Consider the following 13,755-nt stretch of genomic DNA (forward strand, 5'->3'; position numbering starts at 1 on the left):
CTCAGCGAGGCATGTTGTGGTGGCCCCATCGGTCCCCCCGCATTGATTACCCGTTAACCTGGTCAGGCCCGGAAGGGAGCAGCCATAGCGGGAACATCGAGTGCCGGGGTGTGGCTGGTGGGGCCGCCTCCATTACGCAATTCCTTGAATTCTCAAGGTTTTCTCGCTCAAAAATCTCGAAGTGGACCAGTGCAGTAGTACACCTCAGTGGTGCACTGTGCTGTCGATCCTACCGTGAACACGTCTTTGTATCTATAGCAACTGTATGTTGCTCTCGGGGCGCTAGGTTGATGGGATTGCTTCCTTTTTTCCTGTATCCCTTTATTCGAACTGACACTGGTCCATCTCTCGTCCTCTACGTCAAATCATTGGTGGCTAGCACTAGAGGCTGATTGCCAGCATATTCTATTTGAGTTACTGTCTCCGGCAGCATGGAGGGAACCAAATGAATATTGATAAATTGAAGCTGGCATATCGCGACAAAAACACAAATATTTGGCTCGTCAGAGCGTCAGGCGGGAAGTTTGTCGAGCATTTTAGGCAAAACTCGCTGGTTTCGATTGGTCATTTAGATGATGTTTATGAACACTCGAGTGGGAAGTCTGAAGATTTACCTGTCTACGATGAAGTGCAGCGCCTGATTAAGAGGAAGGCTAAGTATTCGAAGATCGTAGAGGGGACGAAGAATGTTAGAAAGCTCAATGGTAGCGGTACAAAGAAGCTTCATCAGTTCGATACTTTTGCATCAAAGATAAAGGTCGGTGATTTAATAGTTTCTGCTGATGGTGATGCACTTATTGTCGGTGTGTGCTCTAGTGCGGCCTATCTTGACTCAAGTCCTGTACTAATTGATCAGAGTCCTGAGCAGAAAGCGCTCAATCCTGCTCCGCAATTAAATCACCTTGTTCGTAGGGAGGTGGTGTGGGGGCCTAAGTTTTCACGTAGCAAACTGCCTAATGCGGTAAAGAAGACATTGCAAGGTCAGCAAACAATTATTGACCTGCGTAAGCATTGGGATAAGTTTTATCACCTTATTTATCCCTTCTTTGTTGATGAGCATTTCCTTTATATTTCTAACAAGATTACTACAAGGAATGATGTTAACAATCTGTTGGTTGCGGGGCTGCTTCAAAATATTTCTTTAATGCAGCAGTTTGCTAAAGAGATTGAGATAAATGGAGTTGTTGATCTTAACTCGATCCGTAAGTTGCTTAATTTTGAGATCGGTTTGGATGTACTTTCTTCAACAACAAAAGCGGAGTTCGGTTCGCCCGGAGATTTGTGGAGTCGAATACCGCTTAACGGGTTTGCTGATAAAGCTCAAGCGGCTATTTTATGCGTAGCATTAACACTGATTCTCGCTGGGCATGCGCAGGCTAGTGATTTCGATACATTGCCTTCGAATCCTGTTGCTGTGGATGAAAAAATTACTCCGTCGGATATGGTGAAAGACATATTTAGAGCTCCTAAGAAAAAGGTTAAAAAGCAGAGTGAGGCTGTGCGTTCCATTTCCAAAAACTCCAAGCAGCTTCATAAAGCAAGTGTGAAGCGAAATAGCGATAAAATACAATCCGGTCTTGCGCTTTCATTGCCTTTGGTGGATACAAGGGCCATTGAAGACTTCCAATTTGGTATTCCTGCGATCAGGGTGTTTGGAGACCCAAACAATGGTAAGTAAATTGCTTGAATCACTCAGTGCGACGTTTCTTCTTACGGCGTCCGCATATGCAGCAGGAGTAGTTCAAAGTAAAGAACTTTATCGAGAGTTGGGTGTAGAGCCTGAAGTTGTTTCCATAGATTTCCAGAAAGCATTATATGATGGTGGGCTACTGGTTTTTTCTGAGCTTTCCAAGGACTTGCTGTTATTGCTCCCCTACTTTTTAGGCATGGCAGTGATTGCTGGGGTTTGCCTATTGGTGGGGCCGTTACGTACTTGGATGATGGCTAATAAGACAGCATTATTTAATGTCCTGCATGGAGTCTCGATTGTTGCTTTGCTATGGGTTCTGTATGACACCACAGTGTCTTCATTTGCAAGTGGAAGGCAAATTGGTGGTGAGTTTGCTATTCACCTTAAGTCTGTGTGTACTCTGGCTTCGGTTCAATACGAAGGTGGAGTTAAAAAGGGGCTCTGCTCTGTGGGTAGAACCACGGATTTGATCTGGTTTTATGATCCGAAGGCTGATAAGGCTGTGGCATTTGGGAAGGATAAAATTATTAAGCTGGAGTCCGGTTAATGATTCGTCCTGAGACTTTTCGATGGCTATATGTCTTGGGTAATGATGGAGTAAAGTTTCCGCAATCTCAGGCTCGGTGCTTGAGACCATTTTAAAGCGGCCTCATCGTGACTATATCTCACGGTTAACTTTGTCCTGAGCGTAAACGGGCAATCGCTGCTCGGATACCTATCTGATTGAATTGGAATAGTACAAGGGTGTCGGCAGCAGTAGTGGCTTTGCCCATGGTCAGGCTCTGTAGGTTTGTTCGCGTAAACCTAAACCCTATTGTCAAAAAACCAATTCCCCCGTGATTTCAGGTTTGGTTTCGAGTCAAACCAGAATTTTGCACAGACCGAAATCCCTGCGATACAGCACCACTGCTCGACCGCAAACCACGGGCCAGGGTAGGAGTAAGTCAATTTCCATGAAATCCCTACATGGCTGGCAACACAAACAAGAACGCCCCGCCACAGCACCGTAGAGGCGTCATGGCGGGGCGATTGGTCTGTGAGGTATTGGTATGTGTTGGTGTCGAGCGTTCTCAGTTCGAAGCTGTGAGCCTTATGCTGCTTTCATTGCTCGCTGTACAGTGCTGAGGCTTACGCCCAGGTCGGCAGCTACTTTACGGAATGACGCACCTTCCTGACTCATCGCATCACGTATCGCTTGGTCATCGACCTTTTTCACACGACCTTTGTAGACACCCTTGGCTTTCGCTTTCGCTATGCCCTCTCGTTGACGTTCCTTGATGATGGCTCGTTCAAACTCAGCGACAGCACCCATCATGCTCAGCATGAGTTCCTGTGTAGGGTTCACCTCTGTAGTGAACAACAAAGATTCTTTGTGGAAGTGAACACACACACCTGCTTTGCGCAGGTCAGTAACCAGTGCCAGCAGGTCAACCAGCGAGCGAGCCAGACGGTCAATCGAGTGAACATGGATGGTGTCACCATCACGAACATAGCTCAGCATCTCTTTCAGTGCTGGACGCTCAGTGGTTGCCCCTGACACCTTGTCAGTGAATGTGCGATCTACAGCAATGCCATCAAGCTGACGGTCGGTGTTCTGGTCTTCACTGCTGACCCGGATGTACGCAACGTGTGCCATGTCTGCCTGCCTGTATTCAATAGCCTCTAGATGTAGGCAGTATCTCGTGTTCATAGACTCAAATCAATCCTATTGAATACATTTCTACTCAACGTATCCGGGTGCTGATGTATTCACGCATCTGTGTTTTTTAGAGTACACCCATTTGAACTCAATCTCTCGATCTGCCGAGGTGATACATCATTAGAGCTCTTGATTGTTATCGCTGACACCCCGCGCTAACCTAGCTGGCAATCGAACGTCACAACGAAGGATTTGTCACCATGGTGGAAAGGACACAACTGGATCAAGCCAGGAGTAGAGCTTTTGAGATTGCTGAAGCCCTTCATGGTCGCCATATCAATACAGACCTTAGGTCGAAACTCTGTGCTGCATGCTTTGCCATATCCCAACAGCACCACAACTCAATTTTAATACTGTTGTCATGCAACCCTCCGCTACAAGCGTCTGCTTTTGCACTGCTGAGGCCGCTGGTAGAGTCCACGATTAGAGGGCTTTGGCTTTGCCATGTCGCTACCGACGAAGCTATAGAAAGCTATATCCATTCTGGAACCAAGCTGGATATGGCCAGCATGCTGAGGGCGCTAGGCAAAGCGGCCGACGTTGATGCCCATGGGGCAATCTATCAACACTGGAGTGCACTTTCTGCATATACCCATACTGGAGAGAAGCAGGTTCAACGGTGGCTGCTGACTGACAATATCGAACCGAATTATACCGAGTCAGAGTTAGCGGAGCTCGTCAAGCTATCAGGTTTGGTAGCCGAAATGGGCCTTCAAACAGTCCTCTCAACCCTGTCAGTCAAGTGAAGACTGGTCTTTCAAGCAATGATACTGATGATGTTCGTCTCCGACTACACAGGTCACACCAGAAGATACCATCAGTACATTCCAGTGATCGCAGGTGAGCGAACGAAGTGAGTGAATGCTTTTCAATAGGGAGGCAGACAGCCTACCAAGCTCTTGATCTGTCTTCTGTATTCAGTACAGGAAAGCAATATTCATAGCGAAGCTATGAGTAATGATCTCTTTATTTTGATGGGTTTTGTACCTATCTCCTCTTCCATTTTTCCTAGATTATTTATTGCAGGGTGTACACCCTGAAGAAAGCTTATCCTGTGGACAATCTCCACAGAAGAACAGCACGTTCGCTTCGCTCTCTTATTATATCCTGCCGTAATTCAATCGTAGCTCCATGCGGCACTCCAGATCAACAGTTCCGTCCGTCATATACCCATCTTCATCAATGTCGCCTTCCTCATTCTGAGCTTGTGACTCTAAAACCTTATTCTCCAAGCGAAGCTTTTCTGATGGATGAGTGTTCAAATACCGCTCGATGCTATGAATTGCAACACGGCCTGCCGCAGCAAGGTAACGAATATAGCGCTCTTTAATGGGCTCTAGGTCGTGGTTGCGGAAGGTGGTGCTACTCTCAATCGCTTCAGTCGAAATCACTGCCATTGTTATGACCTTCCGGACGTAGTTCGGTCGAATGTTCAGCTTTCCATTGCTGCTTCCGGCAGCAATGTAAGTACCTGCCATAACGGCATTTTCAACCCAATGGGCATTCTCGCTGATTGCCTTTTTGATGATCGCCGCAAATGGGTTCAAGAATAATTTAGGCTTGGGACCGCGTTTCGGCTTTGGGGTGAGTATATCGATAACGGGTGTTGGGGTTTCAGCCTTCGCCCCTCCAAAATCTACATGCACCACGTTGCAGACTTTCTTCATTTCCATCAAATGCTTGTACTGAGTCTGACTGTCTGCAGATCGTGGAATCCCGCCGGGGTATCGCTCGATGTTGGTCTGGAGGGGTGATGTGACGAACTGCCCATAGATTTCTCCAGTATGCTTATCGACCCTGAAACCATCGATAACACTGGTGTGGCAATGACTGGCTTGGGATGAGGATGTAAGCAGGGTTATTGGGGTGGTCGCGTTGGCGATAAAATTTAGGGCGACAGCATGCTGCATGGTGATTCTCCTTTTTCATGTTCAATTCATAGGCATTTCCTCTTGGGTGGTGCCATGTGTGTGTGGTGGTGTGCTTGCTCAAATCGCAGGCACGGCAAAAGCCCCTACGATGCACAATTCGTCTGAAGAACGTGGTCGTGTGGAGATGGGTGCGTTGCACCGGGGCGTACTGGATTGAGGTTGCGAATTCTACACGAAACCGGACTCAAATGCAAGCAATTCTTATTTAGATAAAATCAATTCTCATTTATCACACATAAAGCCTCTGCAAGCCCCATAGAGCCCCATACAGCGATCCTAACCTCTACCCGCTACCCTAGTTGGAAAAATCAAAGAAAACGCTCAGAATCGCTCTCTTAACGCCTTCCTGCCACACGACCCATAGCATTTGGTAGTGGATGAGATTAAAGCGTCTTATCTGTTGATAATTGGGATGTTTTCATTGATCTAGGAAGGTGTGTTAAGCAACCCACAGAACAATCCTCAATGAACATCGGATCACCACCACTTTTCTTTAGGCACAAAAAAGCCCACCACCAGCGTTAACCAGTAGTAGGCATCCTGTTAATTTCATGTTACTGACCCAGGTCGTATTGGTGGTTACTCTGGAATCTCAAGCGGCTTGTAGCATGCCTGCACTTCTTTTTCAATCTCAGCCATCTGCTTTGCTTTTGCCTGTTCGGCAGCTTTACGATCTTTTTCTTCCTGAGCCCGAATCAGTTGTTGACGAAGAAGTTGTTGATAACGCTCACGCTCAGATTCCAGATATGCAACATACTCAGCTTTTACATCCTTCTTGATTTCCTCAATGTCAGCCTGCTGTTGTTCCAATGGTTTGACCATCCAGGTACTGTAATCCAATGGTGAGTGCTTCACGTCTTTCTTCGAAGTGACAGTGTAACCTGCATTGGCTTTATCAATGACACGCTGTAGAAACTCATGACCGAATGGTGCCTGTACCAGTTCCATGCTTCGTTCAGTTTGATGATATACATTAACCCAAGCGTCAACACGTCGGTTGAACTCTTCATCCGACCATTTCGCCGGAGTGCCCGTAATCTTAATCTTGTCTGTCACGCTGTAGCTCCTCTCTGTTTGATTATGTGTGCAATAGCCTTACTGATAATGTCCAGTCGGTATGATTCAAGGTTGAATGTAAGCTGTTGCTGCGCAACGGGCTTTACTGCTTGTTTTTGTGTGGTTGGTTTAGTTGGAGTGTTTACAGCTTTCGTTTGCTGTTGCTTACGTTGAACTGTAGCTCGCTTTATACCTTTGGTGAATGCATCCACGTTCATTATTTGAATGTTCCTCCTACCAAGTATCCAGACAACATTTCAATCAGGTCACTACAACGCTGACCTTCTGCACGGTTACCAGTACAGGCTGCTGCTTGACGAAGACTTTTATAGTGCTTAATTTGTTTGTAAATCTCTTTATTGGTCATTTTAGGTTCCTTGTGAATAGTTGTTGGTCAGATGATCACTAACCACATTGTTGAGATAAGCATTTACACCTTGATTACATGCATGGGCTGCTAAAAACAAATCGGTATGCAGCACTATTGGCATACGGAAGCTTACCAGCACTGACTTCTCTTTGTTGACACGCCAGATTTTGCACCGGCATTTACCTGAACACGTTTTCGCATCAATTCTCTTGTGTTCTAGACTGCCATTGCAGCCTAGGCATAGAAGTACTTTTTTCATTAATAAAACCTCCGAGATATATAAGTGTAATGGTGTCTATCGAACGAATGTTCTGACAGACAAAAGAAAACCTCTCGCCACAATGAAGTGAACGAGAGGAAAGGAAATATGTATACCACCATGTTGAGAGCCACAGCGGCAAGAACAACTGCAAACCAAGAAAAGGAAAGACTATTAATTACAGTTGTTCGACAACGCCGAGGGACGACGTTAGAGGTATTGAGAGGATAGCTAGTAAACCCAGCAAAGTGCTAAGCTTTTACCTCTTGACATGGTACATTATGTCACGAATGATTCTCATTTGTCAATACGTTACATGTGTTTCCTGCAATTTATTTCAACTTCTAGGGGTTGTGTTGAGTCATTTGATAGATAATAAAGCTTCCCGCATAGCCGCTATCGGGGTCCGACTGCCATAGATGCCAAAAGTTACTGAACTATCCTCGTGTCCAACCATGCGCTTGATTAATGAATCTTGTATCGCTGCATCACGAAGGTCATCAATGAACGTGTGGCGAAAGCTGTGAAAGGTCTTTCGGGTGTCAGTGATGGCAAGCTTCGTTTTGTACCTGCTAAACCATTTAGAAGGAGCGTGGCCCAGCTTCCCACGTACTGCTACCAGATCAGGGAACAGGCGATAAGCACCGGCCACCTTGACTGCTTCAACGTGCTGTAACAACCCCAGGTCGATAAGGATAGGGTGGATTGGGAGCAAACGCCGACTACCTGTGTTCTTAAGATTCTGGCCTTCACAGCTGTCATCAATACGGAAGCACTGGATACCTTGTTGCTCGATGAAATCATCAGCCCTCAACTGGCATAGCTCTTCAAGTCGTGCCCCTGTGTATCGACCTAGTAGTGGTAACCAAAATCGCCACTGATGTTTGACGGCTTCCTTTCGCAAGGCTTCATGGTCCAGCAGGGCCACTAGATCGTGGCGATCAAATGACAGTCGAGCTTCCTTTGCTGAGCCAGTCATTACCTTCATGCCCGCCAAAGGGTTTTCAGCAACGTACCTGTTCACCTTGCACCAGTTGAAGAATGCTGTGAGCTTGCGCAGCCGGTTGTTCACCGTGACGGCGGTGATGGTCTTGTAGGTGCTGCCCGACTCAACCACCTGCTTTAATGTCTTCCCCTTGAACTCTGGCCGTAAGCCGAAATACTGGGGGCAGCGGCTAAGCCGTTCTTTGAGTAGGCGGGCTTGCTGGGCATCGAAGGCTACCGCAGGCATGTCACCCATTAGCTCAAACAGGTCAGCTAGGGCACGTTCAATGTCATCGGTGCTGGTTTGTCGCCATGTTCCACCGCGTTTACCCTCATCTATATACAGCTTGGAAAGGGTGGCCAGGGTTGGGCCTTCACTTTTCGGCTTCGCGGTAGCCGCTGGAGCAGTCCGAGGTGCAGCCGTAATTGAAGGTTGGGGTATCTCTGCACGCCATTGCTCACACAGCGCCCGTAGCGTCTGAGGAGCTGTTAAAGGATGTTCCCTCAGGTGGCTGTTCACCTGCTGAGCTAAGGAAGAGGCGAGGAAGAGGGCTGCCTGACGCTCACGTACACGCAGAGAAATTCGAAGTGTGTGCCGGTTGGGAAACAGGTGCTTTGGCAGTCGAAGGTTGAGGTAGTAAACGGACTGGCGGCGGACGATGTAGGCCATGAATGAACACCAGAGTGGACCAGTAAAGTGGACCAATTGAGTGGAACAATTCTGGTCACACCCCAATCTCTGCGAGTCCGTGCTGAGTGTCTGCACGTGTAGATGGCATGCTACCCCATCAGCCTGAAACCCTTGCCCCATAAGGCCTGCATTGATTCCCGAGCATGCTTGCATGCCATCTGGTCAGGCCCGGAAGGGAGCAGCCATAGCGGGAACATCGAGTGCCGGGGTGTGGCTGGTGGGGCCGCCTCCATTTCCGGGGTTGGAAAACCTCAATCGGCAACGAACGCCTTCGTTCTTCCCTGCTTCTCGCCCAATGCTCCCGCCGCCGACAGCTTCATCAGCCGCTGGAATTTCGGGCATGCCAGATGATCCTGCTCAGGACACTGCGCGGCATGTCGCAACCCCTTGCTCATCGCCTGCAACCGCTTGATCCGCGCATCCAGCTCGTCCGCCTTGGTCATCAGCATCTGCCGGTCGACCTGCAGGTCCACCAGCATCGCCCCGACTTCATCCAGCGAAAACCCCGCAGCCTGCCCCAGGGCGATCAGCGCCAACCGGTCTGCCACATCGGCTGCAAACTGTCGACGCTGCCCCTGCCCGGCAAGCGACTTGAGCAAGCCTTTCTTCTCGTAGTAACGCAGTGTCGATGCGGGTACGCCTGTGCGTTTGGCGACGTCGGCAATGTCCATTTCGGGCCCTTGACTTGAAGTTGACTTCAACTTCTATGCTGCGCGGCATGGTAATGACCGTCAACCGTCGAGGGCTTGTTCAAATGGCGTTTACTGCGATGTTTCTAGCTGCATTGCCGATTGGCATTGGTGCCACTGTAGTGATGGACCTGTGGGGGCTGCTGCTGAGGCGGTTGGGTGTGGCAACGCTGAACTTTGCCATGGTTGGGCGTTGGGCGGGGCACCTGCTAGGCGGGCGTGTTTCGCACCAAGCGATTGCCAAAGCTGAACCGGTGCGAAATGAGTTCGCGTGGGGATGGGTGATTCACTACGCCACCGGCGTGCTTTTCGCGATGCTGCTGGTTGTGATCGTAGGGGAGGGCTGGTTGCGGTCGCCTACTCTTTTACCTGCAGTAGTTGTGGGTGTGGGTACAGTCGTGGCGCCGTTTTGCCTCATGCAGCCAGCGATGGGGGCAGGGTTCTTTGCGTCCAGGACGCCGACACCTGCTCGCAACTGCCTGAAGAGTCTGGCCACGCATTTTGTGTTTGGTGTGGGGTTGTTCTTGAGTGCGTATTTACGGGCTTTGGTGTGAAGACAGGGATCCCGATAACAGTAAGCACATGATCAGAGTGCCCACTTTAAGATAGGTCTGATAACAGTCTAGGAAAGCCCCTACACGTCAGGCAGGCATAGCGAATTATCCTACGTGTTCCGTCGACTCCCGTCTGATTGTCCCGGTCAACCTCGCCCACTAGACTTTCGCGGTCGCTGTCAGTTCAGCGATCGGGTGTGGAAGCCTGGGTGGCACATGGGACAGTTGTCATTTTTGGCGGCTGTGCGCGGGAGGTATTCGTACCTGCCGGGTCTACCGTGTGCCTGGTCTTCCACCCCGCGTACAGTTGCCACCCTAATGTGTGGAAGCAGAAGGGGACAACACAGCCAACACGGAGCTGTCATGAAAAAACTGGTCCCCGATCCACCCCACGTCTTCGATCTTCCCCAAGGCAAATCCCTTTCCCGCGCGATCAGCGAAGGCATCGTCCCGATGGAGTTCGCGTTGATGAATGTTTCCCACTACCTGATGTTCGCCTACAGCGATAGCCGGCGGGCGCTTGAGCGCATTCAGGACGAAGAAACCAGGCAGTTATTGGAGCATGGGTTGCGGGCCATGCAGATTGCCTGGGGGCAGGCGGATGCGGTCAGCTTGGCGTTCGAGCGTAAAGGCCGGTGACATTGAGTTTGTGATAGAGATTGTGAGTGTGCCGCACAATGCTGTGGGAGCGGGCAAGCCCGCGAAGAATGTAACGCGGTGGATGGCACCGGCTATGCCGGTGTTCGCGGGCAAGCCCGCTCCCACAGTGTTTGCGCAAGCGTTCGCGAAATGAGCAGGGCGTTAGTTGCGCTGGCTGTGTGCCGGCATTCTGGGTATTTCGGGCCGGGCCACAGACATGTTGTCCGGGTCGCCCGCTCCCCCATACCGCTGAACAATCCGCTCGATCTCCCCCGACTGCTTCATTCTTACCAACGCCCGCAACAGCCCTTGTGTCGGTATCGCCGGATCGTTGCGCACCATGCACCCCAAATCCTGTTCGTCCAGCACTGCCAGCGCTTGCAATTGCTGCTCCGCTGGCAACCCTTGGTTGAACCACTGCAACGACAACTGGTTGCTCACCGCATGGCGATACCGGCCGGCCTGCAGCTTTTGCAGCACCAGCAACTGGCTGCGGCTGTCCTCGCGGTGCAGCTGGCCTTGGTCCAGCAGCGGTTGCAGGGTCGAATAGGTGTAGCCCAGCACCGTGCCGATCGCCTGAGGTGGCAGTTGCTCCGGGGGTGTCGGGTGGCTGTCGCCGGCGCGGCCAACCAGCACGTCGCGCTGATGAATCAGCGGGATACTCCATACAAAATCCCTTGGGCGGTCGTTGAGCCATTGGGTACTGACGTAACAACGGACATCAATATCGCCGCTGCTCATGGCCTCTTCCAGGCGCAGGCGGGCCATGACGTGGAACTCGGGGCGAGCACCCACTTGCCTGGCAACGGCTTGCATCAGGTCGTAAAGCAACCCCTCGACTGGCTGATCGCCTTCGATGCGTACCAGCGGCATGCTCCAGCTCTCGGCTACGGAAAAGCGCAGCACCGGCTGGTCAGCCAGGCTGTGGGTACACCACAGCAGTAACAGGGCCAGCAGTCTTCGCAAAAGCAATCCTCCCTGGACAATGCGCCATTCCAAGCTTAGACGAGTTGCACAGGGTGCAATTTTGCCCCCGCTCCGCTAGCATTAGCGATCTTTCGCTCGATCAGGCTACGATGGTTTTTCGATGAGTTATCAGGTTCTTGCACGAAAATGGCGTCCGCGCTCGTTCCGCGAAATGGTCGGCCAGACCCATGTGCTCAAGGCCTTGATCAATGCCTTGGACAACCAGCGCCTGCACCACGCCTACCTGTTCACCGGTACGCGTGGCGTGGGCAAGACCACCATCGCCCGTATTATCGCCAAGTGCCTGAACTGTGAAACCGGCATCACCTCCACCCCCTGTGGCACCTGTTCGGTGTGCCGTGAAATCGACGAAGGCCGTTTCGTCGACCTGATCGAGATCGACGCCGCCAGCCGGACCAAGGTCGAGGACACCCGCGAACTGCTGGACAACGTGCAGTATGCCCCGAGCCGTGGGCGCTTCAAGGTCTACCTGATCGACGAAGTGCACATGCTCTCGACCCACTCGTTCAACGCCTTGCTCAAAACGCTGGAAGAGCCGCCGCCCTACGTCAAGTTCATCCTCGCTACCACCGACCCGCAGAAGCTGCCGGCCACCATCCTGTCGCGCTGCCTGCAGTTCTCGTTGAAGAACATGAGCCCGGAGCGGGTGGTCGAGCACCTGAGTCACGTACTGGCTGCCGAGAACGTGCCGTTCGAACCGGATGCCCTGTGGCTGCTGGGCCGCGCGGCCGATGGCTCGATGCGTGATGCCATGAGCCTGACCGACCAGGCCATCGCCTTTGGCGAAGGCAAGGTGCTGGCTGCTGATGTGCGGGCCATGCTTGGCAGCCTGGATCACGGCCAGGTCTATGGCGTGTTGCAAGCGTTGCTCGAAGGCGATGCCCGGGCATTGCTGGAGGCTGTGCGCAACCTGGCCGAGCAGGGGCCGGACTGGGCGGGCGTGTTGGCCGAAATGCTAAACGTGCTGCACCGTGTGGCCATTGCCCAGGCGTTGCCGGAAGCAGTGGACAATGGCCAGGGCGACCGCGAGCGAGTGCTGGCGCTGGCCTCGGCATTGCCGGCCGAGGACGTACAGTTCTACTACCAGATGGGCCTGATTGGCCGCCGAGACCTGCCGTTGGCGCCGAACCCGCGTGGCGGTTTCGAGATGGTCCTGCTACGCATGCTGGCGTTCCGCCCGGCCGATACCGACGACGCGCCGAAACCGGTGCTAAAGCCAGTGGGGATCAGCCAGGCCACAGCTGATCCTGCAGCTCCGGTGGCAGCTTCGGCCTCGGTCGAGCCCTCATCGCCTGTCGCGCCCCTGCCGGCAGAGCCTGAGGCGGCAGCACCACGGCTGGAGGTGCCTGCACCTGCGACAGCCGACCATGAGCCGGAGGCCGAGCCAGACGTTGAGTTACAGGCCGAGATCCAGGCCATTTCGGTACCCGAGCCTGTCGCTGAGGTGATCGACCTGCCGTGGGAAGAGCCAGCGGCTGCACCCGCACCGGTAGCGTCTGAACCTGCGCAAAAGCCCGAGCCGGTTGCCCCTGCCGCAGCGCCACAGCCCGCCCCGGCAGACGACGCGCCACCTTTCGACCCGTCCGCCTATGCTGCCGTAGGCATGGACCGCGACGATGAGCCGCCGCTGGACGAAGACTATTACGGCGGTGAAACCGACCCGGTTGGTTTCAGCTACCTGGACGAGTTGGCCGAGCATGTTCAGGAAGAGGTGTCCAAGTCGGCTGCCGAACCGCTGCCAGCAGCCAAACCGGCCACCGGTCTGGCCCTGCAATGGCTGGAATTATTCCCACAGTTGCCTGTGTCCGGTATGACAGGCAACATCGCGGCAAACTGTACACTGATTGCTGCCGATGGCGATGATTGGCTGCTGCACCTGGACCCTGGCCAAGGCGCGCTGTTCAATACTACCCAGCAGCGCCGCCTGAACGAAGCGCTCAACCAGCACCTGGGGCGTACGCTGAACCTGCGTATCGAGCTGATCCTGCCCGAGCAGGAAACCCCGGCCCAGGCTGCATCGCGCAAGCGTGCCGAGCGTCAGCAAGACGCCATCACCTCGATCGAGCAGGATCCGTTGATCCAGCAGATGATCAAGTTGTTCGGTGCCAAGGTGCGGCAGGATACTATTGAGCCTGTAGAAGCCCTGGCCAATCAGGGCCAGTAACGGATAACCATGCGGCTGGCCCTGGGCCGGGCCGCATCACAT

At 52.3% G+C, this 13,755-nt stretch carries 14 protein-coding genes and 1 other RNA gene; 7 read left to right on the forward strand and 8 right to left on the reverse strand.

The genetic code is table 11. The annotated features are described in order from the left end of the window. Positions 1 to 26 precede the first annotated feature (26 nt). The 3 genes from ffs (at position 27) to DMX11_RS21130 (ending at position 2,237) form a co-directional block, all read left to right on the forward strand. Positions 27 to 123: signal recognition particle sRNA small type (gene ffs, locus DMX11_RS21120), an RNA gene on the forward strand. Positions 124 to 445: 322 nt separating this feature from the next. Continuing rightward, positions 446 to 1,678 carry a hypothetical protein gene (locus DMX11_RS21125; protein ID WP_110746453.1) on the forward strand — a complete coding sequence of 411 codons (1,233 nt, stop codon included), beginning with the start codon at positions 446 to 448 and terminating at the stop codon, positions 1,676 to 1,678. Continuing rightward, on the forward strand, positions 1,668 to 2,237 hold the full coding sequence (locus DMX11_RS21130; protein WP_146230371.1) for a hypothetical protein: 570 nt from the start codon (positions 1,668 to 1,670) through the stop codon (positions 2,235 to 2,237). Before DMX11_RS21125 ends, DMX11_RS21130 begins: the two co-directional genes overlap by 11 nt. 543 nt (positions 2,238 to 2,780) lie before the next feature. Here DMX11_RS21130 and DMX11_RS21135 read toward each other — a convergent pair. Beyond that, positions 2,781 to 3,326: a recombinase family protein gene (locus DMX11_RS21135; RefSeq protein ID WP_110746458.1), complete on the reverse strand. Its 546-nt coding sequence runs from the start codon at positions 3,324 to 3,326 to the stop codon at positions 2,781 to 2,783. Positions 3,327 to 3,589: 263 nt separating this feature from the next. Between DMX11_RS21135 and DMX11_RS21140 the strand changes: the two genes are divergently transcribed. Next, a complete protein-coding gene (locus tag DMX11_RS21140; protein ID WP_110746460.1) occupies positions 3,590 to 4,135 on the forward strand; it encodes a hypothetical protein in 546 nt (181 codons plus the stop codon). A gap of 354 nt (positions 4,136 to 4,489) precedes the next feature. On the opposite strand, the gene DMX11_RS21145 is transcribed toward DMX11_RS21140, so the two are convergent. The 6 genes from DMX11_RS21145 to DMX11_RS21160 form a co-directional block, all read right to left on the reverse strand. Continuing rightward, positions 4,490 to 5,299, reverse strand: a complete 810-nt coding sequence (locus tag DMX11_RS21145; RefSeq protein ID WP_110746462.1) for a hypothetical protein — start codon at positions 5,297 to 5,299, stop codon at positions 4,490 to 4,492. Between the two features lie 600 nt (positions 5,300 to 5,899). Beyond that, positions 5,900 to 6,376, reverse strand: coding sequence for a hypothetical protein (locus tag DMX11_RS21150; RefSeq protein WP_146230372.1), 477 nt, complete (start codon positions 6,374 to 6,376; stop codon positions 5,900 to 5,902). Next, positions 6,373 to 6,594 carry a hypothetical protein gene (locus DMX11_RS25900; RefSeq protein ID WP_146230373.1) on the reverse strand — a complete coding sequence of 74 codons (222 nt, stop codon included), beginning with the start codon at positions 6,592 to 6,594 and terminating at the stop codon, positions 6,373 to 6,375. Before DMX11_RS25900 ends, DMX11_RS21150 begins: the two co-directional genes overlap by 4 nt. Next, on the reverse strand, positions 6,594 to 6,743 hold the full coding sequence (locus DMX11_RS25985; RefSeq protein ID WP_158286181.1) for a hypothetical protein: 150 nt from the start codon (positions 6,741 to 6,743) through the stop codon (positions 6,594 to 6,596). Before DMX11_RS25985 ends, DMX11_RS25900 begins: the two co-directional genes overlap by 1 nt. A 623-nt stretch (positions 6,744 to 7,366) precedes the next feature. After that, the gene (locus DMX11_RS21155) at positions 7,367 to 8,659 is read right to left on the reverse strand and encodes a site-specific integrase (RefSeq protein ID WP_110746467.1); all 1,293 of its coding nucleotides are present in this window, start codon (positions 8,657 to 8,659) and stop codon (positions 7,367 to 7,369) included. 272 nt (positions 8,660 to 8,931) lie between these two features. Then, positions 8,932 to 9,351, reverse strand: coding sequence for a helix-turn-helix domain-containing protein (locus DMX11_RS21160; RefSeq protein WP_110746470.1), 420 nt, complete (start codon positions 9,349 to 9,351; stop codon positions 8,932 to 8,934). An 83-nt stretch (positions 9,352 to 9,434) separates the two neighbouring features. On the opposite strand from DMX11_RS21160, the gene DMX11_RS21165 reads away from it, so the two are divergent. After that, complete coding sequence (locus DMX11_RS21165) at positions 9,435 to 9,923, forward strand: DUF2938 domain-containing protein (protein ID WP_110746503.1); 489 nt, start codon at positions 9,435 to 9,437, stop codon at positions 9,921 to 9,923. Between the two features lie 363 nt (positions 9,924 to 10,286). Then, positions 10,287 to 10,562, forward strand: a complete 276-nt coding sequence (locus DMX11_RS21170; RefSeq protein WP_012051686.1) for a hypothetical protein — start codon at positions 10,287 to 10,289, stop codon at positions 10,560 to 10,562. A 162-nt stretch (positions 10,563 to 10,724) separates the two neighbouring features. Here DMX11_RS21170 and DMX11_RS21180 read toward each other — a convergent pair whose 3' ends face one another. Next, a complete protein-coding gene (locus DMX11_RS21180) occupies positions 10,725 to 11,528 on the reverse strand; it encodes an ABC transporter substrate-binding protein (RefSeq protein ID WP_110746475.1) in 804 nt (267 codons plus the stop codon). A gap of 121 nt (positions 11,529 to 11,649) precedes the next feature. Here DMX11_RS21180 and dnaX point away from each other — a divergent pair, with 121 nt between their 5' ends. Beyond that, positions 11,650 to 13,713 (forward strand): DNA polymerase III subunit gamma/tau, encoded by a 2,064-nt coding sequence (gene dnaX, locus DMX11_RS21185; protein WP_110746477.1) that lies wholly within the window; start codon positions 11,650 to 11,652, stop codon positions 13,711 to 13,713. Positions 13,714 to 13,755: the final 42 nt, after the last annotated feature.

This window comes from Pseudomonas sp. LB-090624, from assembly GCF_003205205.1.
In the GTDB taxonomy this organism is placed as follows: domain Bacteria; phylum Pseudomonadota; class Gammaproteobacteria; order Pseudomonadales; family Pseudomonadaceae; genus Aquipseudomonas.